Genomic DNA, 21,772 nt, shown 5'->3' with positions numbered 1-21,772 from the left:
GCGGGTCACTCCTTCAGTTGGGCCAGCAGGCGGCGCACCTCCTCGCGGCGTCCGGCATCAGCGAGTTCGCGGCCGGGGCGGGGCGGTGCCTGAAGCGCCTTCTCCAGGGCCCGGCGCGCCTCGCCGTCGCGGCCCTGCTCGTGCAGATAGTCGCCCCAGAAGTAGAGGCTGTCGAGCCCGCCGGGGTTGATCGAGAGCGCCCGCTGCAGGTGCCACTCTGCCTTGTCGTCGTCGCCGAAGGCCACCGGCCAGCCGGGGACCTGGTAGTAGAGGGCGCCGAGGCTGGTGTAGGCCGAGCCCTCCAGCGCCAGAGGGTCGAGCGCCAGGGCGGTCTCCAGCTCGGCGCGGGCCTGCTTGACCAGCTTCAGGGCACCCAGGCCCCCGCTGGCGCCGGCCTGGGTGGAGCGCACGATGCCGGCCCATACATGCAGCTCGGCCGCCTCGGGGTGGGCCTCGACCAGGCGGTCGGCCTCGGCGGCCAGGGCGGCATAGGCATCCGCCTGCTGCCTCTCGGGCAGCTCGTAGCGGATCTCGGCCCAGCGCTGCTGAAGCCGGCCGAGCGGCTCGGCGATCTCGGCCTCCATGGCCAGCAACCCGGTCGCCGGCAGCCAGGCCAGGGCGGTGGCCAGCAGGGCCACGGCCAGGCGGCGTCGCCTGGCCGCTCGCTTGCTGTCGTGTGGTGTCATGGCGGGATTCCTCGTGTCGGTGGTGTGCGTCAGGGCGTGTCGTGGGGGGCGGCCTCGCCCGGCGTGGCGACGAAGCGGCGGATGACCGGCAGCTGGCGCGCCAGGGCCCGGTCGACCAGGCTCGGCAGCAGGCTGTTGAGCCGGGTGAAGAGCCGTTCGGGCCCACCCAGCTGGGTCTCCTCGCGGCCATGCTCGATGGCGTGGCGTACCGCCGAGGCCACCCGGGCGGGAGTGTCCATGGCGTTGCCGAGTGCCTGGTTCATCGCCTCCACCTTGGGGGCATTCATGGCAGTGCGGGTGGCTCTGGGGGAGACATGCAGTACCCGCACGCGGGTATCGGCGAGTTCCCGGCGCAGGGCCTGGCTGAAGCCGCGCAGGGCGAACTTGGTGGCACAGTAGCCGACCTGCCCGGGATAGCCGATGGTGCCGAAGGTCGAGCCCAGGTTGACCACCCAGCCATGGCGCGCCGCCAGCAGCGTCGGCATCAGTGCCCGGGTCAGCTGCAGGGTGGCGGTGAGGTTGAGGGTGATCAGGCGCTCGAGCGCCTCGTCGCTGCAGGACTCGAACAGGCCCACCCGGTTCACCCCGGCGGCGTTGACCAGCATGTTGCAGCCTGCCGAGGCGGCGGCCCCGATCAGCGCTGCCCGGTCCTTGGGGCGAGTCAGGTCGGCGGTCATGGCCGTCACCTGGCCCGGATGGCGTTCGACGAGGGCCTCGAGGGTATCGCCGCGGCGTCCCGTGACCAGCAGCCGTGCGCCCGCGGCGGCGAACTCGTCCACCAGCGCCTGGCCGATGCCGCCGCTGGCACCGGTGAGCAGGATCCGCTGGGCGGGCCAGCCCCCCTCGGGCAGGGCGGGACCCCGTGACACCCCCCTAGGCCAGCGCATCGGAAAGCTCCCGGGTGGCGCTGCCACCGGCACAGCGGGCCTCGACGCCGCGGAACATGGCGCCGTAGAGGCGATAGACCAGCCGCGCGGTGTCGATCACCGCCGCCAGGTCGTCGGTGTCCAGGCGGTTCACCAGTCCCTCGAAGAAGGCCAGGTGGCCGATGTCCAGGCTGCCGTGGGAGGTCAGGTAGCGGACGGCGTCATCGGGCAGGCCGAGGCTCGCCTGCAGGCCCTCGGCGGCCTGGGTGGCCAGTGCCGTGCTGGTGCCCTCGAGCACCTGCACCATGCCGAAGAAGGCCACCGGGTTGCCGTGGGTGATCTCGTCGCGTACCGCCGCCACCATCAGCCGGGTGGCGGGGTCCGCCGTCCGGGTGGCGGTCGCCTCGGCATCGCCGCCGGCGGCGCGGATATCATCGAGGATCCACTGCTCGTGGCCATGCTCCTCCTCGATGTACTCCACCAGGGCGGCGCGCAGCCAGCCCAGCCGGTCCGGCAGGCGGGCGCCGCAGGCCATCATCAGCGGGACCGTGAAGCGCACGTGGTGATAGGCCTGGCCGAGGAAGGCCAGGTATTCGTCCCCGCGCACCTCGCCGCTCAGGGCGCGGGTCAGCAGCGGGGTGGCCAGCAGCCAGTCGCGCTCGGCGCGGGTGGCGGCCTGGAGTTGCTGGTACGGGGTCATGGGGTCACTCCTTGCGGGGGATGGGGCCGGCCGGCGAGCAGCCAGTCGCGGTAGCGGCCATGGATGGCGTCGCGGCGCAGGCGGCCGTTGGCCGTCAGCTGGTGGTTGTCCGGCGTGAAGGGGGCACAGCGTCGCCATTCGTGGACCCGGGCGTAGTCGGGCAGGCCGGCGTTGGTCTCGGCCACCGCGGCGGCCAGTGCGGCGTCATCGACCCCGGGCGAGGCGGGCACGATCAGCGCCCGGTTCCCGGCCAGCGCCTCGCCGAAGACCAGCGCCTGGGCGATGGCCGGCCGGGCGCACAGCTCGCCCTCCACCCACTGGGGGGCGACGTTGCGGCCATAGGCGGTGATGAAGACCTCCCGACGGCGACCGTCGAGCGCCAGGGCATCGCCCCGCCAGTGGCCCAGGTCGCCGCTGGGGTGCCAGTCGCCGGCGGCCGGCTCGCCCAGGTAGCCGAGCATGGTGGCGCCCTGGGCCTGCACCTCGCCGTCGGCGGCCAGGCGGACCCGGGCATGGGGCAGCGGCCGGCCCACGCCACGGGCGGCCTCGCCGGGCCGGTTGAGGCAGACCACCGAGGCGCATTCCGAGAGCCCGTAGCCCTCGAAGACCGGCCAGCCGCCGGCCTGCGCCTTGGCAAGCAGTGGCGCCGCCACCCGGGCGCCGCCCACGGCGACGAAGCGCAGGCTCTGCGGGGCCCCGGGGCTGGCCGCCATCAGGGCATCGAGCAGCTGGGGCACCAGGATCAGGCTCTGGGGGCGGAAGGCCGCGATGCTCGCCAGGGCCCGGCGGGGATCGAAGCCGCTGGCGCCCCGCCAGCCCAACTCGGCGACCGCGGGCAGGCAGGCGGTGGCGCCCAGCCACAGCGGGACATAGAGGCCGCCGATATTCTCGAGCAGGGTCGCCAGCGGCAGCATCGCGAGATGCCGCTCGATACCCAGCGGCGCGACCACCGTGGCGAGGCTCTCGGCCACCGTCAGCGGGGCGCTGGCGTCGAGGCAGACGCCTTTCGGTGAGCCGCTGGTGCCTGAGGTGAAGGTGATGCGGGTGGTGCCGGGATGCAGGGCCGGGGGCGAGGCCACCCGCCGGGTGGCGATGGCCGGGTCCCGCGTGGCCCCGAAGCCGAGTGCCTCGGCGCCGGGGCCGATCCAGGCATCCAGGCCGGCGCTCGCCACCAGGTGGCGTCGCTGGGTGTCGCTGAAGAAGGCGGGCACCGGCACCGCGACCCGCGCGTCCCGCAGCAGGGCCAGGTCCCACAGGGCCCACTCCAGGCCGTTGTCCAGTGCCAGTGCCACCCGGCGGGCGCCTGCCCGGGCGAGGCGTCGACGGCGCTCATCCAGGGCGGTGGCCAGCTCGCCGTAGCCAAGCCGGCGGTGGCCGTCGTCCAGCGCCGGGTGTTCGGGGTGCTCGACGGCGTGCCGGGCCAGCCGCGCGAGGAGGGTCTCAGACGAGCCGGGCATCGGTCACCTCCGCAGGGCGCGCCAGCGGCAGCAGGCCGCGACCGGTGAGCTCGCGATGGGCCCGGCGCAGGTCGCCGGCCATCACCCAGGGGTGGCAGTCGTAGTAGCGCCCCCACTCGGCCTGGCCGGCCCCCAGGCGGGCCGGGTCGGCGGGCATCAGCGGGTGGAGGTCGAGGCCCAGCCGGCGGATGCCGTTGTGGACCTCGGGCGTGGCAGTGAACAGCAGCCAGGCGATACCCTCCGCCGCCAGCTGCTCCACCAGGTGGAGGTAAAGCGGACGCTGCAGGCCCGGCCGCCGGCTCGCCAGGTTGCCGATCTCGGCGATCTCGTCGCGGCAGGTCGCCTGGCCGAGGCGGCGGGAGAGGAAGGTCTCGGCGCTGTCGTCCAGGTAGCGCTCCTGGAACAGCGGCCCCGTGGTGGCGGCGCGCATGCCCACGGCCGCCAGGGGGGTGTCGGCCTGCCAGAGCCCGAACAGGCGTGGCAGGAAGTGGCCGATGCGGGCGCCGTGCTCGGCGGCGAAGCGGCGGCGCACGAGCTGCTCCAGGCGGCGTCGCTCGCGCCAGTGATGGGCCTCGCGCCAGGCCAGCGGCGGCGGCTGGCATGGCGCGAGAGAGGTCGCGAGTGAGGGTTGGGTATCGGGGCGTCGCATCGGGGCGTCTCCATGACGTTTCCCCGATACTCTGGCCCCGGCAACTTAACGCCCGCTTAAGGGCGCGGCAGACTCCCCGGCCTCGCCGCTTCAGGCGCGGATATAGGCCCAGCCCTCGGCCTGCCGTTCGGCCAGGGTAACCACCGCTGCCTCGACCTCAGCAAGGCCGGCGGTGTTGTCGAGACCCTGGGCGGCCAGGGAGTTGCGGCACAGCCGCAGCAGGGGGTCGGTCTCGTCGGGGGTCGCCAGGGCCGCGGCCACCGCCCCCGCGTTGGCCAGGATCAGCACCTCGGCATCGGGCCGGGCCTTGCCTAGGTTGCGGGCGTTGCGCCGTGCCCGGGCGAGGGCCTCGGCGGTGGGGGCATGCAGCAGGACGCGCAGCGCGGGCATGGGGCCTCCTGGTCTTTGCGGTGGGGGAAGGGCGTCAGTGGGCGGCGCCGATGTGGCGCTCGACGGCCTGCAGGCAGTCGGCGAAGCCCGGGTGCTCGCGGCGATCGTCCAGCGGCAGCGGGATATCGAGGGTTTCCACCATCCCCGCCGGCTGGCCCTCTGTCTGGCCGCCCAGCACCATCACCCGGTCGGCGAGCAGCACGGCCTCCTCGATGTCGTGGGTGACGAAGACGATGGCCGCCTCGGTGCGGCGGCGCAGGTCGACCAGCTCCTGCTGGAGGCGACGCCGGGTGATGGCATCCAGCGCCGAGAAGGGCTCGTCCATGAACAGCACCCGCGGGCGCACGGCCAGGGCCCGGGCGATGCCCACCCGCTGCTGCTGGCCACCCGAGAGGGTATGCGGCCAGCGCTCGGCCAGTTCCTCCAGCCCCACCAGTGCCAGCGGCTCCAGGGCCCGTTGCCGCCGCTCGGCCCGGGAGAGGGCGAGTCCCTCCAGGCCCAGTTCCACGTTGGCGCGCACGCGACGCCAGGGGAAGAGCCGCGGCGCCTGGAAGACCATCGACCAGGCCCGGGTGTCGCGGGCCCTGCCCTCGGGAATCTCGACCGTGCCCTCCTGGGGGGCGAGCAGGCCGGACAGGGCGCGCAGCAGGGTCGACTTGCCGACCCCCGAGGCGCCCACCACGGCGACGAACTCCCGGGGGTGGAGGTCGAGGTCGACGCCGGCGAGCACCGGCGTGCCGCTGAAGCCCAGCCGGATGCCTCGCGCTCGAAGCACCGGGGGCAGGGTGGTCTGGGAGGCGGTCATGGCTGCCACCTGAGCAGCCGGTGCTGCAGCATCATGAACAGGAGGTCGAAGACCGCGTAGAGCCCGGCGATGGTCAGCATGTAGACCACCACGATATCGGTGGCGAGCAGGCTGGACGCCTCCATCATGCGCTGGCCGATGCCCGGGATGCCGAACAGCTCGGCGGCCACCACCGTCATCCAGCCCTGGCCCAGGCCGGCGCGCAGCCCGCCGAGGATGCCTGGGGCGGCCGCCGGCAGGCTGACCTTGGCCAGTCGCGCCAGGAAGCCGCCCTGGCCGAAGGCCCGGGCGACCTCGTCAAAGCCCGGGTCCACCGAGCGCACCGCGCTGTAGCTGGCGAAGTAGTTGATCCAGAACACGCCGATGCTGATGATGAAGGCCGCCGCCGAGGGGTTGATGCCGAACCAGATGATGGCGAAGGGGATCCAGGCCAGCGGTGGTATCGGGCGCAGCAGTCGGGCCAGCCAGGCGTGCAGGGCGTCGACGGCCGGCAGCAGCGCCGCCGCCACCCCGACCGCGATGCCCAGCAGCGAGCCCAGCAGCAGGCCCACGCTGTAGTGGGCGAGGCTCGCCGTCACCACCTCGAGCCAGATGCCGTCGGTGATCTCGGCGGCCAGCACCCAGGGAATCGCCGAGGGCAGCGGTACCAGGCTGCCGGGCAGCAGGCCGCTGCGCAGGGCCAGCTCCCAGAGCAGCAGGAAGGCGGCCAGGCCCAAGGCGCCGAGCAGGCTGCGGTGATGGCGGGGGAAGCTCGCGGTCATGATCCCGCACGCTCCCCGGCGACGGCATCGTAGAGGCCAGTGTCGAACAGCGCCTCCAGGTCGACGCGCTTCTTGAGCGTGCCCTGGGCGGCCTGGAAGTCGTGCATGGTGCGGGTGGCGTCCAGGATGGCGTGGGGGTCGGCGAGGTAGTTCGAGGAAGGCGAGCGCAGGGCGGCCTCGACGGTATCGAGCCCGATCAGGCGCTTGCCGACGAACTCGCGGACGTGGGGCGCGGCTCGTTCGGGCTCCTCGACCAGGACCTCGGTGGCGCGCAGGTGCAGGGCCATCAGGGCACGCATCGCCTCCGGATGGTCCGCCAGCACGCTCTCGCGGGCCGCCAGCACGGCACCGGGCTGGCCGGGCAGCATCTCGTCGGCCCGTGCCACGACCCGGGCGCTGTCGTCGCGCTCCTGCACGGTGGTGAGGATCGGCTCGAGGATCGAGGCGGCATCCACCGCCCCGGCCAGCAGCGCCTGCTGGACCCGGTCGGCCCCCATGGCGACGATCTCCACGGCCCCCTCGCCCACGCCCAGCCGTTCGACCAGCGAGTAGCGCAGCACGGTGTCGGGCACCGAGCCGCGGGGGAAGGTGGCGATCTTCGGCTTGCGGCCCTGCGCCTCGGTGAAGCGGGCGATGGCCTCGGCGTGGTCCTCGATGCGGGCGAAGGTATCGGCCAGCTCGCCGCGGGCGACCAGGCCGATCTGCTCGCGGATGCTCGCGGCCAGCACCTTGATCGGCACGCCATTGGCGCGGGCGACCATCGCCGGCCCGATGCCGAAGTACATGACGTCGAGCTCGCCGGAGGCCAGTGCCTGGACCATGGCCGGGCCGCTGGAGAAGCGGGTCAGCTCGAGTTCGAGGCCGGCCTCCGTCGACCAGCCCTCACCCTCCATCACGAACAGCTGGGCGACCGGCAGGATCGGCATGTAGCCCACCTCGAGGCGGGTGGGGTCATCGGCCTGGGCCGGGCCGACGGCGATCAGCAGGGCCACCAGGGGGGCCAGCAGGCGGGGAATGCGGGGCATGGGCTCTCTCCAGGCGTGAATCACGGCCCTTCATCCTAGCGCCTCGGCCCGTTATGACTTAAATAATTATATAAAATAATTTTTTATACACATATGTTATTAGCTGCGCCCCGGCCACTGCCATGAGGAGGCAGGCCTGGCGGGGTGGGCTCGGCCTTGGCGTCAGGGCGCGGGCGCGGCGGCGCCCAGGAAGCGTTCCTGCCAGTAGTCCAGGGCCAGGGCGGTGGTAGTGACCCGGCGGCCTCGCCCCGGGGCGTGGATCATCTCGCCCTCGCCCAGGTAGATGCCCACGTGGCTCGGCTTGCCGCCCCCGGCGGTGGCGAAGAACAGCAGGTCGCCGGGGCGCGCCGCATCGACCCGTGGCAGGGCCTCGAACTGTTCCCGGGAGGTGCGTGGCACGCGGATGCCGGCCCGGGAGTAGGCCCGCTGGACCAGCCCCGAGCAATCCATGCCACGTTCGGTGGTGCCGCCCAGGCGGTAGGGGGTGCCCAGCGCCCGCTTGGCCTCGGCGAGGATCAGCGCCCGGTCGATGGAGAGCTCTCCCGGCGTGTCTCGGGTGGCGAGCTCGCGTCCCGCACAGCCGGTCAGCAGGGCGACGAGGAACATCATGGCCAGCAGGTGACAGCCGGCCGTCGTCAGGGCATGGCCGGGAGCGAGGCGGGGCAGGGCGGGTGTCTCGGTCATCTCCGTCGCGGTCACTCTCGGGCGGTTAAGCCGTCAGCTTACCCCGTCGGCATGCATCAGCGAAAGGCAATGCGCGTGCCGCTGGCCAGCATCTCGTCCGGCGAGAGGGCATGGCCCGGCACGCCGATCATCTCGTCTCCGCACTGGTCGCCCCAGGTCAGCACGCCATGGGTCAGGCCGATACCGCCGAGCAGGTCGCGGATCTCGCCGGTGCCCAGGAAGGTGCGGGTCCTCCCCTGGTTGTCGGAGAGCTCCGAGACGTCGTTGGCGTGGTGGAAACGCACCGTGTAGATGCCATCCATCGACTCGACCTCGACGATCGGCGTGAGGCCATGGGCGACGGCATTGGCGATCTGCTTCAGGGTGACATGGTCACCCAGTTGATAGGCCGGGATGGACATGGGGCTGCCTCGTGAGGGGGTCATGAATGTACAACTAGTGTAGAAGGTGGTTCTCCCATATCAAGCGCCTTTCATGCTGGCGGCTAACAGGGGCGTGGCAGGGAGTGCAATGTATGTATATGGCTTATAAACGGAGTGGCGGCCTGCGGTGCCGGGCGGGATCCATCCGGCGGGGTGGAAAAGCGTGCCGCTCGCCCTCACATCGGGGCACATCGAACATTCACCCTTGAGAGAAGGAGTCCCCATGAGCTTCCAGGGAGAACAGCACCCCGGCGTGCAGGCGCCCACCGCCGACAGCGAGGGCTTTCGCCTCAACCACACCATGCTGCGGATCAAGGACCCGGAGAAGGCGCTGGCCTTCTATACCCGGGTCTTCGGCATGCGGGTGCTGCGTCGGCTCGACTTCGAGGAGATGCAGTTCTCGCTCTACTTCCTGGCGCGGCCGGAACCCGGCGAGCGCATCCCGGAGGAGACCGGCGAGCGCACCGTCTGGACCTTCAGCCAGCGCGGCGTGCTCGAACTGACCCACAACTGGGGCACCGAGGAGCAGCAGGATTTCGCCTACCACGACGGCAACGCCGAACCCCAGGGTTTCGGCCATATCTGCTTCAGCGTGCCCGACCTCGAGGCCGCCCAGGCCTGGTTCGATGCCAACAACGTGACCTTCGTCAAGCGCGCTGACCAGGGCAAGATGAAGGACGTGGTCTTCGTCAAGGACGCCGACGGCTACTGGATCGAGGTCGTGCAGGCCGACCGCCTCGGCCAGATGGGCGACTGAGCCCTCTGTGTCGTTCCGGCGGGGCGGTCTTTGCCTTAAACGGCGCTGGGAGATAAGGTCTCGTCCGTGTTTGTTCATGGCATGACCTGCCAAGGAGACCCGATGAAACTGCTTGATCGCCCCGTGACCCTGGCGCTGGCCGGCGCCCTGCTGGCCGCCCCGCTGGCCTGGAGCTCCGCTGCCCTCGCCGAGGAGCCTGCCCAGGTGCGCTTCTCCGTGCCCGCCTGGCCCGGCGTGACCGTCAAGACCGCCCTGGCTGCCCAGCTGCTGGATGCCCTGGGCTACGAGAGCCGCCAGCAGGAGCTCGGCTCCACCATCACCTATGAGGCCCTCACCCAGCGCGAGCTGGATGTCTTCCTCGCCGCCTGGCTGCCCGCCCAGCAGTCGATGTTCGACGCCACCATGGAAAAGGGCCTGATCGTCGATCTCGGCAACAACGTCGAGGGCGCACGACTGGGCTTCGCGGTGCCGAGCTATGTCTATGATGCCGGCGTGACCTCTGCCGAGGACCTGGCCGACGAGGAGATCGCCGAGAAGCTCGGACGCACCGTCTACTCCATCGAGGTCGGCTCCGGCATGAGCGACACCCTCAACGAGGCCGTCGAGAACGACACCTATGGCCTGGGCGACTGGGACCTCTCCGAGACCTCCACGCCGGGCATGCTCAGCGCCGTGGACGCGGCCATCAACCGCGAGGAGTGGATCGTCTTCGCCGGCTGGACGCCCCACTGGATGAACATCGAGTACGACGTCGAGTACCTGACCGATACCCAGGACATGTGGGGGCCCGGCGGCGGGCGCAGCGACGTGCGTACCCTGGTGACCAGCGACTTCGCCGAGGCCGCCCCCAACGCCACCCGGCTGCTCGATCAGCTCAGCTTCACCGCCGAAGATCAGAGCGAGATGATCCGTGGCTTCAGCTACGAGGAGCGCGAGCCCAAAGCGGTGGCGCTGGACTGGATCCGCGCCAATCCCGGCAAGGTGCAGGCCTTCGTGGAAGGTGTGACCACCCGTGACGGCGAGCCGGGCTGGCCGGCCGTGCAGCAAGCGCTGGAGATCCCTGACGCTTGATGGCGGTGTCATGACGGCATGATCGTGAGGCCGCCCCATAAGGGCGGCCTCGTGCTTTCAGTGGGAGCGATCTTCAGATCGCGAAAGGAGGTGTCAAAATGCGATGCTCCTTTCAATAGCCTGTCATCTCGAGATACCCCTGACCGCGCGATGCACCGCTGGCGTGATCGGTCACCCTCACCTCGCCTTCCCAGTAGCTTACCGCGGTGGCCATCCAGCGATTGGCGTGGGGTGCCGCGACCGTCAGGTCGAGGCCCTGGTTCGGGAGCTGCAGTCGCCAGCGGGTGGGCAGCTCCCGGCCGGCCACGGCCGAGGTGGCCAGCGGCTCGAGGACGAGGCTGCCGTCATCGAGGGGCGTCGTCTTGCCCTCGGGGGTGATCCAGCTGCCGGAGAAGTAGTCGCCCCCATGCTCGCCGCCGCCGCGCAGGCGGAAGGCCATCAGCCGATGGCCATCGGCCAGGTGCAGCGAGAACCAGTCCCAGCCCGCCTGGTCGGGGCCGAGCAATTGGCTGCTCCACTCGCGGTCGAGCCAGGCGCGGCCCGTCACCCGGCGGGCCACGCCATCCAGCGTGACCTCGCCATCGACGCGGTAGAAGGGCTGGCTGACGTAGATCGAGCCCTGGCCGTTGGCGGACTTCTGGCTGAAGCCGTTCTCGCCGTGGAAGACCAGGGGTCCCTCGGCCTCCAGGTCCAACCGGTAGCCGAAGGCAGCGCCGTCATGCGTGGCCTCGGCCACCAGTTCGAGTCGCGACAGGGCATCCCGGTCCGTGTTGCCGACCCGGCTGGCCAGCGTCCAGTCGTCGAGCCAGGCGCGAAAGGGCGCCGCGATGACGCCGGCCTGGTCGTGTTCGGGAGCGCTTCCCTGCGAGCTGCCCCGGGCAAATCGTTCGGCCACGCGGTGGGTGTCGCCCCGGGAGACGGCCATATGGGCCATCCACAGTTGGTCGGCGGCCCAGGGCCCGGGCGCCTCGGGGCGCTCGGCCGGCGGCAGCTGGGCCTGGCGGAACAGGGTCCATTGAATGCCCAGCGGCTGGCCGGTCTCGTCTTCCAGGTTGGCGGTGAGGTACCACCACTCCAGGCGGTAGTCGGGATGGGGCCCATGATCCTCGGGAAAGCGCAGGCGCGTGCCGGGCGTGGCCTGCACGAAGCCGCCGGCCTCGGCGCCCAGTCCCGCGAAGCCCTGGGACGGGGTGGCGGGCGCGTCCCCTTCGCAGCCCGCCAGCAGGGTGGCCAGCAGGGCCACCGCCAACCAGGTCGGCCAGCGCCTCATGTCGCCTCCTCCTCGGCCAGCAGGGTGCGGGGCGGTGTGCGCCACAGCGTCAGGGCCGGCAGGCCGGCCGCCAGCAGCGCCACCCCCAGGGCGGTGGCCAGGGTCAGCGCGACCTCGGTGGGGAAGACATGCAGCGGCAGGCGCCAGCCGAAGGCGGCCACGTTGATCACCGCCACCAGGCAGGCGGTGATGGCGATGCCCAGCGGCACGGCGGCCAGTCCCGTGACCAGCGCCGCCCCGCCCAGCTGCGCCAGCTGGATGCCGGCCAGGCGACCCCGGGTCACGCCCAGCGCCCAGAGCGGCGCCAGCCGGCGGCGGCGCTCCCGGGCCTGGGCCAGCAGGCTGGCGAGCAGCGCCAGGGCCGCCACGGCCAGGGTCAGGGCGTTGAGGGCCCGGGTGATGGCGAATGTGCGCTCGAAGATCTCGGTGGAGAGCGCCTTGACCTCGCGCTGGTCGCGCAGGGTGTCGCGGCCCAGCGAGAAGCGGGCGTCGAGCGCATGGGAGAGCGTCTCGGCCTGGCGTTCTCCCGGCGGGCCGGTGTCGGCGAGCACGATGCCCAGCGACCCCGGTGCGGCGGCGAAGCGCTCCCGCAGCGCGGCCGTGGCCAGCAACACCTCGCCGCGGGGATTGCCGTAGTCGGGGTAGATGGCAGCCACCGTCAGCCGCTGGTGGTCACCCGGCGAGCGCAGCACCAGCCGGTCCCCGGGGGCGATGCCCTGGCCGAGGGCCAGCTGCTCGTTGATGAAGGCTTCGCCGTCTTCCAGTGCCGACCAGGCGGCGTCCCGTCCGGCCCGGGTCTCGAGCAGTGGCCAGGTCGGGGTGAGGCGGGCGCCCGGGGTGATGCCGAACAGCGTCACCGGCACCGCGAGGCGTCGATCGCCGCCCCCGGCCTGCACCTCGATCAGGGTCGACTCGGCGTCGGCGGTGGGCAGCAGCTCGGCGACCTCGTCGCGCTCCTCCAGCCAGGCCTGCACCGTATCGAACTGCCCGGCCGGCGGGCGCAGGTAGAGGTCGGCGGCCAGCCGCTGGTCGAGCCAGTCGAGGAAGGTGAGGCGAAAGCCGCCGACCATGCTGCCTACCCCCAGGTTGGCGGAGAGCGCGATCAGTAGTGCCATCATCGCCAGCGAGAGGCGCGGCAGCTGGAGCTGCAGGTCGGCCAGGGCCCACTGGGTCAGCGGACGAGCTCGGGCGAGCCTCCCCAGGCCGGCCAGTCCGGCCGCCAGCAGCGGCGACAGCCAGAGGGCGCAGCCCAGCATCATCGCCCCGACCAGCACGAAGCCGGCGAGGAGCCCCTCGCCGGCGGGCTGTGCGGCCAGCCAGGCCCACACCGCCAGGGCCAGCAGGGCGGCGAAGGTGCCGGCGATGGCCTGGCCGCGCAGCTGGCGCTGGAAGCCCGCGCGCCACGCCTGGGCCTGGCCGAGCCCCAGCACGCCGAGCCGGGCGGCCCGCCACAGGATGCCGCTGCCGGCGACGAAGAGCCCGCCCAGGGTCACGCCGAGCCCGCCCAGCCAGTAGTGCCAGGGCAGGCGCAGCTGCGCGCCCACCGCGGCACCGTAGAGGCTCTGCAGGGTGGCCGCCACGTCGGGCAGCAGGGCACGGGCCAGCCAGACGCCGCTGGCGATGCCGGCCAGGGCGCCGATCACCCCCAGCAGCGCGAGCTCCAGCGCCAGCAGGCCGACCAGGGTGCGCCCCGGCACGCCCAGGGCGCGCAGGGTGCGCAGCAGCCCCAGGCGCTGTTCCAGCGCCAGCCCCAGTGCCGCCTGGACGATGAACAGCCCGACGATCAGCGCCAGCAGCGCCATGGCGGTGAGGTTGAGGTGGAAGCTCGCGGTGAGCTCGCCGGGGTCGACCAGGGTATCGGCGCGGCCGAGCCGGTAGCCCTCGGGGGCCGACTCCAGCGCGCCGGCCGCGGTCACCAGCCGGCTGAGGGCGGTACCCCGTTCCAGCAGCCGGGCCGCGACGGCGATGTCCACCACCAGGGTATCCGGCGGCAGCGCCGTGGCCAGCACCAGCGGCGGCAGCCGCCGGCCATCGGCCATTGCGGGCTCGGCGCCCGGGGCCGCCTGCCGCTCGAGCCCCAGCAGTGGGACGGTATCCGGGGCCAGCCGGGTCTGCCAGGGCGGGGTGAAGAAGGCCGTCAGCTCGCCGCGGCTGCCCGCCGTGGCGAAGGCGCTGTCGCCGGGCAGGGTCAGCGGGTCGATGCCGATCACCGTCAGGCGCTCGCCCTCCTGCGTGACCACCTGGCCCTCCAGCAGCGGCGAGACGGCAAGGCCGGCGCGGCGCAGGGTCACGAAGTCACTACGATCCAGGGGCTCGCCATCGCGGCGCTCGAGGCGGTCCAGGCCGGTGGTGAAGAGCGCCTCGGCTCGGTCGTAGCTGTCGCGGGCCGAGGCGTTGATCGCCTGCACGCCGCTCCACAGCGCACCCGCCACCCAGAGGCCCAGCAGCAGCATGGCCAGCTGGCCGGGGTGGCGGCGATAGTGGGAGAGCAGGGTGAGCAGGGCGGTGAGCATGGTGCACCGGAGTGGCGAGCCAGCAGGGCCGTGGGGGCCCTCGTGGCGTTATCGTCTCATACAAGCGACAGGGCGGGAATGGCAGGCGCCGGCAAGACGCCTGCGTTTTGCGTTCACGCATTCAGGCGCGCGACGGTTTCCTCGGTGCTCCACAAGGCATTGGCCATGTAGCGGAAGTTGATCAGGGCGGCGAGGTAGCCGTCGCCTTCGGGGAGTTTCGCTGCGGCTGTGGCATCTTTCACTACGACTACCTCGAAGCCTTGTTCCAGCAGTTCGCGCATGTGGGCTTCGACACAGAGGTTGGCCGACATGCCGGCCAGGATGACCTGGTCGATGCGTTGTTTTCGCAGCTGCAGCACCAGATCGTTCTGCTCGGGGCCATAGATCTTATGGGGCGAGGTGATTATGGTCTTGCCATCCTCGATAAACGAGCGGTACTCGGGCATGAAGTCCGCCCCACTGTTGCGCTCGAGTGCCGCCAGGGGATCCGGGCGATCGAACATGCCGATGTTGTGCATCAGCTTTTCCAGTGGTCCGTTGAATTTCCATTGATGGTCAGATGGATAGTAGAAGTGGGGCGAGACGGCCACGGTCATGCCGCGCTGTTTGGCCGCGGCGAACAGGCGCCGGATGTTCTCGACGGTACCGTGTTCCTGCACGCTCTCGCCGACCACTTGCCAGGTGACACCATCAGGGCTCAGAAAATCGATCTGCGGGTCGGTCACCACGAGGGCGGCTCGCGCGAGGTCGAGTTCGAAACCGCCATCCGGTAAGGCGGCTTTTTCGGGTGGGGCGTAGGGGGCGCCGGCATGATCGGCGGCGACGGCATTGCTGGATATGCCACCGAGGGTGGCCGCAGTGATGCCCGCCAGCCCGCCGGCGAGCAGGCGACGGCGGTCCTTGTCGACGACATGGAAGGTCGGCTCGGTGGTAGTAGGATGATCATTGTGATTGCACATGGCGTATTCCTCTGATGATTGAACGGTACGCTGTCAGGCTAGCGCCATGCCCGTGCCATATTGTTCGTATCAGGTGCCATTTCGGCCATTTCCACCCGGGGGCTTCATGCGGGATCAACTGCTAAAGCGCATGACCATCGAGGTGAGATCCTTCGCCGTCTGCGAGGTGCGTCGCGGATGGCCCCTGGAGACGCCCCCCTTGGGTAGCGTCTCGCTGCATTACGTCCTGCGGGGAAAGGGCAGCCTACGAGATAGCTCGAATCAGTCGCTGCCGTTGGCACCGGGCAGCCTGGTGATCTGTCCACCGAACCAGCGGCTGACCGTCAGCGAGACGGTGGGTGATTCCTTCCAGCTGCCGCACTGCGAGCCAGCCAGTGGCACCCTGGAGTGGCTAAGCAGCCAACGGGACGACCGCTTGCCCGGGGTACTGATCCTCTGCGGGATGCTCGATGTCGTGACGCCTGAGTTGGGTGGTTCGCCATTCGACCGTCTGCAGGCACCGGTGCGAATCGCCTCGGCGAACGCGGCCATCTCGCCGTTGTTCGAAGCGCTGTTCGAAGAGCTCACCACCCAGGCGTTGGGCTGCCAGGCGATGATTGATGCGTTGATGAAGCAGTGCCTGGTGCTGCTGCTCAGGGAGCTCCAGGCCAGTTCGGTGCATCCTGCCTGGCTGCTGGCGCTAGAGGATCCCGCACTGGGAGCGGCCGTCTCGGCCATGACCGAGGACCTCGGGCGTCGCATCGGCATCGAGGAACTGGCAGCGCTCAGCCACATGAGCCGCACGACTTTTATCGCCCGCTTCAAGCGGGCCTACGGCTTACCGCCCCAGCGCTTCCTCGCCGAGCAACGTCTGCGCCAGGGGCGTGACCTGCTGGTCGCGACTTCGTTGTCAGTCAAGCAGGTGGCGCTGCGCTGTGCCTACCGCAGTCGAAGCCAGTTCAGCGCCGCCTTCAAGTCGCGTTTCGGGCGAGACCCCGAGCACTATCGGCGCGATCCGCGCGGCGATAGCCGTTGAGCCGCCAGCTGCCGACTACTCCTCTGGCGTCTCGTCGAGGTGCAGCCAGCGGGCCAACCGTGAGCCACGTCGTCGGCTCAGGTACCAGGGCAGCAGGGTCATCACGGCGAGAATCGCGATGGCGGCCGAGATCGAGAGCAGTGGGTGCAGCTCGAAGGCCAGCCCTGCGGCCGCGGTCACCGGCAGGGTGGGAATCGGGCCGACCACCACCGCCAGCATCATCAACAGCAGGAGCAGCAGCGGGCCCAGGCTGCCCTGACTGTTGAATCATCCGGCGATACCGGAGGGGGAGAAGCTCATGGGCAGGCCCAGCTCCTGGAGGAGGCACCAGATACCGGCCATGATGGCCGCCACGGTGGCGATGAGTGCGGCTCTGAAGACCCAGTCGGAGGGGGCAGTCACGGTGTCGGTGTCCTTTCGACGCTGAATGTCCTGCTAGTCGATACGGCCATGGGTGAGGTGCAGGCGTCGGTCTAGCGGGGCGGCCACCCTCGGGCTGTGGGTAACCATCAGCAGCGCGCAATCAGTGTCGCGTACCAGGGCCAGCAGCAGCTCGAGCACCTCGTCGGCGGTACCTTCATCCAGGTTGCCGGTGGGCTCGTCGGCGAGCAGCAGGGCCGGGCGCGGTGCCAGGGCGCGGCCGATGGCCAGGCGCTGCTGCTGGCCGCCGGAGAGCTGCTCCGGGTAGCGCCTCGCCAACCCGGCCAGGCCCAGCCGCTCGAGGAGTTCGGCCGTCCAGTCGGGCCGTTCGCGACCGGCCAGGCGGGCCTGCAGGCGCAGGTTGTCGAGCACCGAGAGGCTCGGCACCAGGTGGAACTGCTGGAACACCAGCCCCAGGGTCTCGCGACGCAGCCGCGCCCGACCCGCCTCGCCGAGCGACGAGATGGTCCGGCCCGCCACCCTGACCTCGCCGCGGTCGGGCAGGTCGAGACCCGCGGCCAGGTGCAGCAGGGTCGATTTGCCGCTGCCCGACTCGCCCATCAGTGCCAGGCTCTCGCCGGCGGCCAGGGACAGGTCGACACTCGCCAGCACCGTGAGCGGGCCCTGGGGGGTGGCATAGGCTTTGTGGACCTGGCGGAGCTCGAGCATGGCGGCCTTCCTGGCGTTTAATCGTCGATCATGGTGGCATAGCCGCCGGCTCAGACGAAGATCCGCTCGAACTCCGGTGAAAAGTCCTGGCTTGCAGGGGCTATGCCGAGCTGATCGGTACTCCAGGCAATCAGGCGTCGGGATGCCTGGAATAGCGACTCGGTGAGTTCATTAAGCAGATTGAAATGCTCGGCGATTTCCGCGTAGTTGGTCGCATATTCATGAGCGGCCATGTTGCGAACTGCGCGGCAGCGTTGCCAGTCGCTAGTGGAGTCGATGACGCCCTGTTTTTCGAAGAAGGCCAGAACCTTGAGAAAACTGTCGGATGACTCACCCGCGAGCAGGGCGCTGTGGCGCATGGCGGAGGCCAGCGAGTCCTGGAGTTTGGCGAATCGCTCGTTGATGGCGGCGAGCGTCTCGAACAGATCGACATCCTTCTTGTGCTTTGTCAGCCACTCGGGATCAATTGCCCAGTCGATCTTTGCCTCGGACTGGTGAAGAAACCAGGCACAGCGCTGAATGGCTTCCAGTAGCTGGGCCAGATGGTGGCGCTGTTCGTCGAGGATATCGAGGGTCATGCCGCATCCTCGGCATCGATAGGCCGCGCCTGTTTCAGTGCGATGGCTTGGAAGGGTGTCGGTTCGGTGCCCTGTGCATAAGTCACGATATCCACCGGTAGGTGGAGGCGTGCCTCCAGGGCCTGTTTCAGTTCGGCGCGGGCGAGGAGCGGGATCGGGCTATCCGAGATCAGCAGCAGATCGAGATCTCCGCCGCGACGAGTATCGTCCAGGCGTGAGCCGAACAGGCGGACCTCCACGTCGTGATCGACGAGTCGCCTGGCGATGGAGAGAATGAGCTGGCGCTGCTCTCTATTGAGACGCATGGGGACATTCCGGGCGTGAAAGGCTCATGAAGAGTCTAGCACTGTGCCGGCAGTGGCCGACAACGCCACCCGAAGGTGGCGTTGGTCGAGTGGCAAGGCGATCGGTCAGTGGTCGTGGCCGTGGCCGTGATCGTCGTGCTCGTGGTCATCGTGCCCATGGTCGTCATGTCTATGGTCATCATGACCCGGCTCGGCCAGGGCGTCGTGCAGGGTGCGGACGTTGTGGCGCATCATGCCGAGCCAGCTGCTGGCCTCGCCGTCGCTTGCCAGGGCGTCGGCATAGAGGGTGCCGGCCACCGGCAGGCCGGTCTCCTCGGCCAGCTGGTCGATCATCGCCGGGCTGGTCATGTTCTCGTGAAACAGTGCCTGGACATTCTCCTCGCGGATTACGTCGATCAGCCGGGCCATATTGGCCGCGCTGGGCTCGGCCTCGGTGGAGAGCCCCTGGGGCGAGAGAAACTGCAGGCCGTAGGCACGGGCGAAATGGCCGAAGGAGTCGTGGCCGGTGATCACGCTGGTGCCTGCGGGAATCTCGTCAAGGTGCTCACGCAGTTCGCCGTCGACGGCGGCGATCTCCTCGAGGTAGCGCTCGGCGCTGGCCCGGTAGGCCGCGCTATTGTCCGGGTCGGCCTCGATCAGGCCCGCGAGAATGTTCTCCACGTAGACCTGACCCATGCCCAGGTCCTGCCAGGCGTGAGGATCGATGGGGCCATGGTCATGGCCGTCGTGCTCGCCGTTGCCCTCATCGCCATGCGCCTCATGCCCGTGATCATGCGCATCGTCGTCGTGGTCGTCGTGGTCGTCGTGGTCGTCGTGGCCATCGTCCGACTGGGCGGAGAGCCGCGCCTCGATGCCGTCGGTGGCCACCACCAGGGGGCCGGTGAAGTCGCTGGCGTCGATCAGCCGCTCGATCCAGCCCTCGAACTGCAGGCCGTTGAAGACCACCAGGTCGGCCTCGGCCAGGGCGCGAGCGTCGGTGGGGCGCGGCGAATAGACATGGGCATCGCTGTCCGGCCCCACCAGGGCGGTCACCTCGACGTGCTCACCGCCGACGTTCTCGATCATGTCGGCGAGGATGCTGAAGCTGGTGACCACCTGGACGCGCTCGGCGGCCAGGGCGGCGGGCAACGCCAGCAGGGTGGAAACCCCGGCGAGCAGGGCAAAGGGGCGGGAGAGACGCATGGCAGGCTTCCTCGGTGGTTGTGTCAGGAGTTGCTGAATCAGTCGTGTTCGGGAGCGCCCAGCGGCGCGGCATGGCGCCGCCAGCGGGCGGTCAGGCTGTGGTGGCGGCCGAACAGGGCGGAGAGCACATAGCCGCCGCCGGCCAGCAGGATGATCGCCGGGCCCGAGGGCAGGCTGAGGTGGTAGGAGAGCAGCAGGCCGCCGGTGCTGGCCACCAGGGCGATGACGATGGCGATGGCGATCAGCCCCTCCAGGCGCTGGCTCCAGAAGCGCGCCGTGGTGGCCGGCAGCATCATCAGGCCCACCGCCATCAGGGTACCCAGGGTCTGGAAGCCGGCGGTGAGGTTGAGCACCACCAGGCCCAGGAAGATGCCGTGCACCACGCCGCCGCGCACCCCCTGGCCGCGCAGGAACAGCGGGTCCAGGCACTCCACCACCAGGGCGCGGAAGATCACCGCCAGGGTCACCACGATCAGGCTGCTGATGCCGGCGATCAGCACCAGGGCGGTGGAGTCCACGGCCAGAATCGAGCCGAACAGCACATGGGTGAGGTCCACGCTGCTGCCGCCCAGCGACACCAGCATGACGCCGGCGGCCAGCGAGATCAGGAAGAAGCTGGCCATGGCCGAGTCCTCGCGGTGGCCGGTCATTTGCGACACGCTGCCGGCCAGCAACGCTATCAGCAGCCCCGAGAGGATGCCGCCCAGGCTCATGATCGGCAGCGAGAAGCCGGCGGCCAGGAAGCCCAGCGCCACGCCGGGCAGGATGGCATGGGCCATGGCATCGCCGATCAGGCTCATGCCGCGAAGCATCAGGAACACACCCAATGGCGGGGCAGCCAGCGATAGCGCCAGGCCGGCCACCAGCGCGCGCCGCATGAAGCCGTACTCGAGGGGGGCCATCAGCCAGGCGTCAAGCAGTGCCAGCATGGGAGGCATCCGGAAAGGTCAGGGGCAGGCGCGGCGCCCGGGGCACCAGGCCGCTGTGGTGGTCGAGCAGGGCGTCGGGGCTGACCCAGCGGCCATGGCCGCCGGCGAGCAGCAGGACATCGTCGGCCAGGCGGCCGAGCTGCTCCATGTCGTGGATCACCACGAGGATGGTGGTGCCGCGCCGGGCCATGTCGCGCAGCACCTCCATCAGCACGTCCACCGTCTCGATATCGACGTTGGCGAAGGGCTCGTCGAGCAGCAGCAGCTCGGCCTCCTGCATCAGGGTGCGGCCCAACAGGGCGCGCTGGCGCTGGCCGCCGGAGAGCTCGCCCAGCGGGCGGTGGGCCAGGTGCGAGATGCCCAGCCGCGCCATGATCTCGCGCCCGCGCCGATAGTGGGCCGCACAGTACCCCTTCAGGGCCCCGTGGCTCGGCCAGGTACCGGTCATGATCAGCTCTTCCACGCTCATCGGGAAGGTGAGGTCCAGCGCCAGCTGCTGGGGGAGCCAGGCGCAACGCTCACGGGGCACCCGGCACTCCACGCTGCCGGACACCGGGGCCAGCATGCCCATGATGGCGGCGATCAGGGTGCTCTTGCCGGCGCCGTTGGCGCCGATCAGGGCGGTGATGGCGCCATCCATGAAGCGGCCGTCCAGGTGCTCGAGGACCGTCTGGCCGCCGCGGGCCAGCTGCAGGTCGTGCAGTTGCAGGCGCGACATCAGCTCCACCACCCCGCGGCCCAGGAGACCGTCAGCCACAGGGCGGCGAGGGGCGCGGCGACCAGCACCAGGCGGCGGGTCGCGGAGAGCGACATCAGCGAGAAATGGCAGGGCCCTTCCGGGCGATGCCGGTGTCGATGGTGAGCCATGGGGAAGCCTCCTGAAAACTGGCGGAGGTTATAACATAACAATAAGGGCGCTGGCCACCGCGAGACGCGATGCCGGGTTCAGCCTTCTGCCTTTCAGTAGTGCAGCGCCACCCCCAGCTGGTTCGGCCCCACCAGGAAGGCGACCTCCCCCTCCAGGTGCACGTCGCCGAATGATACCGCCGCCGGCTGGAAGCGGTTCACCGCCGCCATGGCCTGACCCGGCTGGGTGCGCAGCTGCAGCTCGCTGACCAGCATGCCGGTGGCGAAGTTGATGGCGCCGTCGTCGGGGCGGTCGTCGCCCACGCCGATCACCAGCCCCGCCGCGGTGTTTACGGCGAGCGACCCCAGTCGTGCCTGCCAACTGCGCCGCCGGCGCTCTTCCTCTGCCACCGTCTCCAGCAGCCGTCGGGCGCCTTTGATGTCGTTCGCCTCGCCCGCCTGCAGCGCCCGGTAGGCGGCGGGATGGGGCTGGCGGTCCAGCAGCATGCCGCCCAGCGCCAGGGCTGACTTCACCACGCCCACCCGGCCGTCAAAGCGATCCTCGTCGTTGCTGGCCTCGCTGGCCTGCCAGGCGCTGAGCGCCAGGCTGCCGGCATAGACGGTGGTCCAGCCCGCCTGCCAGAGGTCGGCCTGCTGGGCGCCTCGGGCCAGGGCATCCTCGTAGGCACGGACTTCCGCCTCCCCGGACTGGGCGAGGGCGGTGGCGGACAGGCTCAGCAGGCAGAGGGCGGCGAGCAGCGGTGGGAGGCGGGTAGTCATGGGGGACTCCAGCAGTTGGTCAGGGATAGTTAC

The 21,772-nt window shown here is 70.4% G+C and carries 27 protein-coding genes; 3 read left to right on the top strand and 24 right to left on the bottom strand.

The window, feature by feature from the left end:
• Positions 1 to 5 precede the first annotated feature (5 nt).
• From M8009_RS15610 to M8009_RS15560, 11 genes are all read right to left on the bottom strand, one after another.
• Positions 6 to 686: a tetratricopeptide repeat protein gene (locus tag M8009_RS15610; protein ID WP_250062863.1), complete on the bottom strand. Its 681-nt coding sequence runs from the start codon at positions 684 to 686 to the stop codon at positions 6 to 8.
• Positions 687 to 715: 29 nt separating this feature from the next.
• Positions 716 to 1,573 (bottom strand): SDR family oxidoreductase, encoded by an 858-nt coding sequence (locus M8009_RS15605; RefSeq protein WP_250062861.1) that lies wholly within the window; start codon positions 1,571 to 1,573, stop codon positions 716 to 718.
• Complete coding sequence (locus tag M8009_RS15600) at positions 1,560 to 2,252, bottom strand: iron-containing redox enzyme family protein (protein WP_250062859.1); 693 nt, start codon at positions 2,250 to 2,252, stop codon at positions 1,560 to 1,562. The genes M8009_RS15605 and M8009_RS15600 overlap by 14 nt, the downstream gene beginning before the upstream one ends.
• Positions 2,249 to 3,709 (bottom strand): AMP-binding protein, encoded by a 1,461-nt coding sequence (locus M8009_RS15595; RefSeq protein WP_250062857.1) that lies wholly within the window; start codon positions 3,707 to 3,709, stop codon positions 2,249 to 2,251. Before M8009_RS15595 ends, M8009_RS15600 begins: the two co-directional genes overlap by 4 nt.
• The gene (locus tag M8009_RS15590) at positions 3,693 to 4,358 is read right to left on the bottom strand and encodes a thermostable hemolysin (RefSeq protein ID WP_250062855.1); all 666 of its coding nucleotides are present in this window, start codon (positions 4,356 to 4,358) and stop codon (positions 3,693 to 3,695) included. The genes M8009_RS15595 and M8009_RS15590 overlap by 17 nt, the downstream gene beginning before the upstream one ends.
• Before the next feature lie 90 nt (positions 4,359 to 4,448).
• The gene (locus tag M8009_RS15585; protein WP_250062853.1) at positions 4,449 to 4,748 is read right to left on the bottom strand and encodes a hypothetical protein; all 300 of its coding nucleotides are present in this window, start codon (positions 4,746 to 4,748) and stop codon (positions 4,449 to 4,451) included.
• A gap of 34 nt (positions 4,749 to 4,782) precedes the next feature.
• The gene (locus tag M8009_RS15580) at positions 4,783 to 5,553 is read right to left on the bottom strand and encodes an ABC transporter ATP-binding protein (RefSeq protein ID WP_250062852.1); all 771 of its coding nucleotides are present in this window, start codon (positions 5,551 to 5,553) and stop codon (positions 4,783 to 4,785) included.
• The gene (locus M8009_RS15575; protein WP_250062850.1) at positions 5,550 to 6,314 is read right to left on the bottom strand and encodes an ABC transporter permease; all 765 of its coding nucleotides are present in this window, start codon (positions 6,312 to 6,314) and stop codon (positions 5,550 to 5,552) included. The genes M8009_RS15580 and M8009_RS15575 overlap by 4 nt, the downstream gene beginning before the upstream one ends.
• Positions 6,311 to 7,339 (bottom strand): ABC transporter substrate-binding protein, encoded by a 1,029-nt coding sequence (locus M8009_RS15570; protein WP_250062848.1) that lies wholly within the window; start codon positions 7,337 to 7,339, stop codon positions 6,311 to 6,313. Before M8009_RS15570 ends, M8009_RS15575 begins: the two co-directional genes overlap by 4 nt.
• Positions 7,340 to 7,501: 162 nt before the next feature.
• Positions 7,502 to 8,023, bottom strand: coding sequence for a C40 family peptidase (locus tag M8009_RS15565; protein ID WP_250062840.1), 522 nt, complete (start codon positions 8,021 to 8,023; stop codon positions 7,502 to 7,504).
• Between the two features lie 56 nt (positions 8,024 to 8,079).
• Complete coding sequence (locus M8009_RS15560) at positions 8,080 to 8,424, bottom strand: hypothetical protein (RefSeq protein ID WP_250062838.1); 345 nt, start codon at positions 8,422 to 8,424, stop codon at positions 8,080 to 8,082.
• Positions 8,425 to 8,668: 244 nt separating this feature from the next.
• Here M8009_RS15560 and gloA point away from each other — a divergent pair, with 244 nt between their 5' ends.
• Positions 8,669 to 9,202: a lactoylglutathione lyase gene (gloA, locus tag M8009_RS15555; RefSeq protein ID WP_250062837.1), complete on the top strand. Its 534-nt coding sequence runs from the start codon at positions 8,669 to 8,671 to the stop codon at positions 9,200 to 9,202.
• Positions 9,203 to 9,304: 102 nt separating this feature from the next.
• Complete coding sequence (locus M8009_RS15550) at positions 9,305 to 10,273, top strand: ABC transporter substrate-binding protein (protein ID WP_250062834.1); 969 nt, start codon at positions 9,305 to 9,307, stop codon at positions 10,271 to 10,273.
• A 112-nt stretch (positions 10,274 to 10,385) separates the two neighbouring features.
• Here M8009_RS15550 and M8009_RS15545 read toward each other — a convergent pair whose 3' ends face one another.
• From M8009_RS15545 to M8009_RS15535, 3 genes are all read right to left on the bottom strand, one after another.
• Positions 10,386 to 11,543, bottom strand: a complete 1,158-nt coding sequence (locus M8009_RS15545) for a lipocalin-like domain-containing protein (protein WP_250062832.1) — start codon at positions 11,541 to 11,543, stop codon at positions 10,386 to 10,388.
• The gene (locus M8009_RS15540) at positions 11,540 to 14,056 is read right to left on the bottom strand and encodes an ABC transporter permease (protein WP_250062831.1); all 2,517 of its coding nucleotides are present in this window, start codon (positions 14,054 to 14,056) and stop codon (positions 11,540 to 11,542) included. The genes M8009_RS15545 and M8009_RS15540 overlap by 4 nt, the downstream gene beginning before the upstream one ends.
• Positions 14,057 to 14,169: 113 nt before the next feature.
• The gene (locus M8009_RS15535) at positions 14,170 to 15,015 is read right to left on the bottom strand and encodes a cysteine hydrolase family protein (protein ID WP_250062829.1); all 846 of its coding nucleotides are present in this window, start codon (positions 15,013 to 15,015) and stop codon (positions 14,170 to 14,172) included.
• A 106-nt stretch (positions 15,016 to 15,121) separates the two neighbouring features.
• On the opposite strand from M8009_RS15535, the gene M8009_RS15530 reads away from it, so the two are divergent.
• Positions 15,122 to 16,030 carry a helix-turn-helix domain-containing protein gene (locus tag M8009_RS15530; RefSeq protein WP_250062827.1) on the top strand — a complete coding sequence of 303 codons (909 nt, stop codon included), beginning with the start codon at positions 15,122 to 15,124 and terminating at the stop codon, positions 16,028 to 16,030.
• Between the two features lie 15 nt (positions 16,031 to 16,045).
• On the opposite strand, the gene M8009_RS15525 is transcribed toward M8009_RS15530, so the two are convergent.
• The 10 genes from M8009_RS15525 to M8009_RS15485 form a co-directional block, all read right to left on the bottom strand.
• A complete protein-coding gene (locus M8009_RS15525) occupies positions 16,046 to 16,255 on the bottom strand; it encodes an RNA-binding protein (protein WP_250062825.1) in 210 nt (69 codons plus the stop codon).
• 42 nt (positions 16,256 to 16,297) lie between these two features.
• Positions 16,298 to 16,432: a hypothetical protein gene (locus M8009_RS19135; protein WP_284047862.1), complete on the bottom strand. Its 135-nt coding sequence runs from the start codon at positions 16,430 to 16,432 to the stop codon at positions 16,298 to 16,300.
• Between the two features lie 33 nt (positions 16,433 to 16,465).
• Positions 16,466 to 17,119: an ABC transporter ATP-binding protein gene (locus M8009_RS15520; RefSeq protein WP_250062823.1), complete on the bottom strand. Its 654-nt coding sequence runs from the start codon at positions 17,117 to 17,119 to the stop codon at positions 16,466 to 16,468.
• Positions 17,120 to 17,169: 50 nt separating this feature from the next.
• Positions 17,170 to 17,697, bottom strand: coding sequence for a hypothetical protein (locus tag M8009_RS15515; RefSeq protein WP_250062821.1), 528 nt, complete (start codon positions 17,695 to 17,697; stop codon positions 17,170 to 17,172).
• Complete coding sequence (locus tag M8009_RS15510) at positions 17,694 to 18,002, bottom strand: nucleotidyltransferase domain-containing protein (RefSeq protein WP_250062819.1); 309 nt, start codon at positions 18,000 to 18,002, stop codon at positions 17,694 to 17,696. Before M8009_RS15510 ends, M8009_RS15515 begins: the two co-directional genes overlap by 4 nt.
• Before the next feature lie 105 nt (positions 18,003 to 18,107).
• Positions 18,108 to 19,184, bottom strand: coding sequence for a metal ABC transporter solute-binding protein, Zn/Mn family (locus M8009_RS15505; protein ID WP_250062817.1), 1,077 nt, complete (start codon positions 19,182 to 19,184; stop codon positions 18,108 to 18,110).
• 38 nt (positions 19,185 to 19,222) lie between these two features.
• Positions 19,223 to 20,113, bottom strand: coding sequence for a metal ABC transporter permease (locus tag M8009_RS15500; RefSeq protein WP_250062814.1), 891 nt, complete (start codon positions 20,111 to 20,113; stop codon positions 19,223 to 19,225).
• Positions 20,097 to 20,831, bottom strand: coding sequence for a metal ABC transporter ATP-binding protein (locus M8009_RS15495; protein WP_250063075.1), 735 nt, complete (start codon positions 20,829 to 20,831; stop codon positions 20,097 to 20,099). The genes M8009_RS15500 and M8009_RS15495 overlap by 17 nt, the downstream gene beginning before the upstream one ends.
• Entirely contained in the window at positions 20,831 to 20,980 is a 150-nt protein-coding gene (locus M8009_RS15490) for a hypothetical protein (protein WP_250063101.1), read from the bottom strand. Before M8009_RS15490 ends, M8009_RS15495 begins: the two co-directional genes overlap by 1 nt.
• Positions 20,981 to 21,073: 93 nt before the next feature.
• Positions 21,074 to 21,739 carry a hypothetical protein gene (locus M8009_RS15485; protein ID WP_250062813.1) on the bottom strand — a complete coding sequence of 222 codons (666 nt, stop codon included), beginning with the start codon at positions 21,737 to 21,739 and terminating at the stop codon, positions 21,074 to 21,076.
• Between the last annotated feature and the right edge of the window lie 33 nt (positions 21,740 to 21,772).

Source organism: Halomonas gemina, assembly GCF_023554995.1.
Taxonomy (GTDB): Bacteria; Pseudomonadota; Gammaproteobacteria; order Pseudomonadales; family Halomonadaceae; genus Halomonas; species Halomonas gemina.
Note: the sequence above shows the minus strand (reverse complement) of the source record. Positions and strands in the feature narration are given on the sequence as shown.

Bases quoted from the DNA above. Each gene is read 5' to 3' on its own strand.
- M8009_RS15610 (WP_250062863.1), bottom strand. From the start codon at position 686: ATGACACCACACGACAGCAAGCGAGCGGCCAGGCGACGCCGCCTGGCC.
- M8009_RS15605 (WP_250062861.1), bottom strand. From the start codon at position 1,573: ATGCGCTGGCCTAGGGGGGTGTCACGGGGTCCCGCCCTGCCCGAGGGG.
- M8009_RS15600 (WP_250062859.1), bottom strand. From the start codon at position 2,252: ATGACCCCGTACCAGCAACTCCAGGCCGCCACCCGCGCCGAGCGCGAC.
- M8009_RS15595 (WP_250062857.1), bottom strand. From the start codon at position 3,709: ATGCCCGGCTCGTCTGAGACCCTCCTCGCGCGGCTGGCCCGGCACGCC.
- M8009_RS15590 (WP_250062855.1), bottom strand. From the start codon at position 4,358: ATGCGACGCCCCGATACCCAACCCTCACTCGCGACCTCTCTCGCGCCA.
- M8009_RS15585 (WP_250062853.1), bottom strand. From the start codon at position 4,748: ATGCCCGCGCTGCGCGTCCTGCTGCATGCCCCCACCGCCGAGGCCCTC.
- M8009_RS15580 (WP_250062852.1), bottom strand. From the start codon at position 5,553: ATGACCGCCTCCCAGACCACCCTGCCCCCGGTGCTTCGAGCGCGAGGC.
- M8009_RS15575 (WP_250062850.1), bottom strand. From the start codon at position 6,314: ATGACCGCGAGCTTCCCCCGCCATCACCGCAGCCTGCTCGGCGCCTTG.
- M8009_RS15570 (WP_250062848.1), bottom strand. From the start codon at position 7,339: ATGCCCCGCATTCCCCGCCTGCTGGCCCCCCTGGTGGCCCTGCTGATC.
- M8009_RS15565 (WP_250062840.1), bottom strand. From the start codon at position 8,023: ATGACCGAGACACCCGCCCTGCCCCGCCTCGCTCCCGGCCATGCCCTG.
- M8009_RS15560 (WP_250062838.1), bottom strand. From the start codon at position 8,424: ATGTCCATCCCGGCCTATCAACTGGGTGACCATGTCACCCTGAAGCAG.
- gloA (WP_250062837.1), top strand. From the start codon at position 8,669: ATGAGCTTCCAGGGAGAACAGCACCCCGGCGTGCAGGCGCCCACCGCC.
- M8009_RS15550 (WP_250062834.1), top strand. From the start codon at position 9,305: ATGAAACTGCTTGATCGCCCCGTGACCCTGGCGCTGGCCGGCGCCCTG.
- M8009_RS15545 (WP_250062832.1), bottom strand. From the start codon at position 11,543: ATGAGGCGCTGGCCGACCTGGTTGGCGGTGGCCCTGCTGGCCACCCTG.
- M8009_RS15540 (WP_250062831.1), bottom strand. From the start codon at position 14,056: ATGCTCACCGCCCTGCTCACCCTGCTCTCCCACTATCGCCGCCACCCC.
- M8009_RS15535 (WP_250062829.1), bottom strand. From the start codon at position 15,015: ATGTGCAATCACAATGATCATCCTACTACCACCGAGCCGACCTTCCAT.
- M8009_RS15530 (WP_250062827.1), top strand. From the start codon at position 15,122: ATGCGGGATCAACTGCTAAAGCGCATGACCATCGAGGTGAGATCCTTC.
- M8009_RS15520 (WP_250062823.1), bottom strand. From the start codon at position 17,119: ATGCTCGAGCTCCGCCAGGTCCACAAAGCCTATGCCACCCCCCAGGGC.
- M8009_RS15515 (WP_250062821.1), bottom strand. From the start codon at position 17,697: ATGACCCTCGATATCCTCGACGAACAGCGCCACCATCTGGCCCAGCTA.
- M8009_RS15510 (WP_250062819.1), bottom strand. From the start codon at position 18,002: ATGCGTCTCAATAGAGAGCAGCGCCAGCTCATTCTCTCCATCGCCAGG.
- M8009_RS15505 (WP_250062817.1), bottom strand. From the start codon at position 19,184: ATGCGTCTCTCCCGCCCCTTTGCCCTGCTCGCCGGGGTTTCCACCCTG.
- M8009_RS15500 (WP_250062814.1), bottom strand. From the start codon at position 20,113: ATGCTGGCACTGCTTGACGCCTGGCTGATGGCCCCCCTCGAGTACGGC.
- M8009_RS15495 (WP_250063075.1), bottom strand. From the start codon at position 20,831: ATGTCGCGCCTGCAACTGCACGACCTGCAGCTGGCCCGCGGCGGCCAG.
- M8009_RS15490 (WP_250063101.1), bottom strand. From the start codon at position 20,980: ATGGCTCACCATCGACACCGGCATCGCCCGGAAGGGCCCTGCCATTTC.
- M8009_RS15485 (WP_250062813.1), bottom strand. From the start codon at position 21,739: ATGACTACCCGCCTCCCACCGCTGCTCGCCGCCCTCTGCCTGCTGAGC.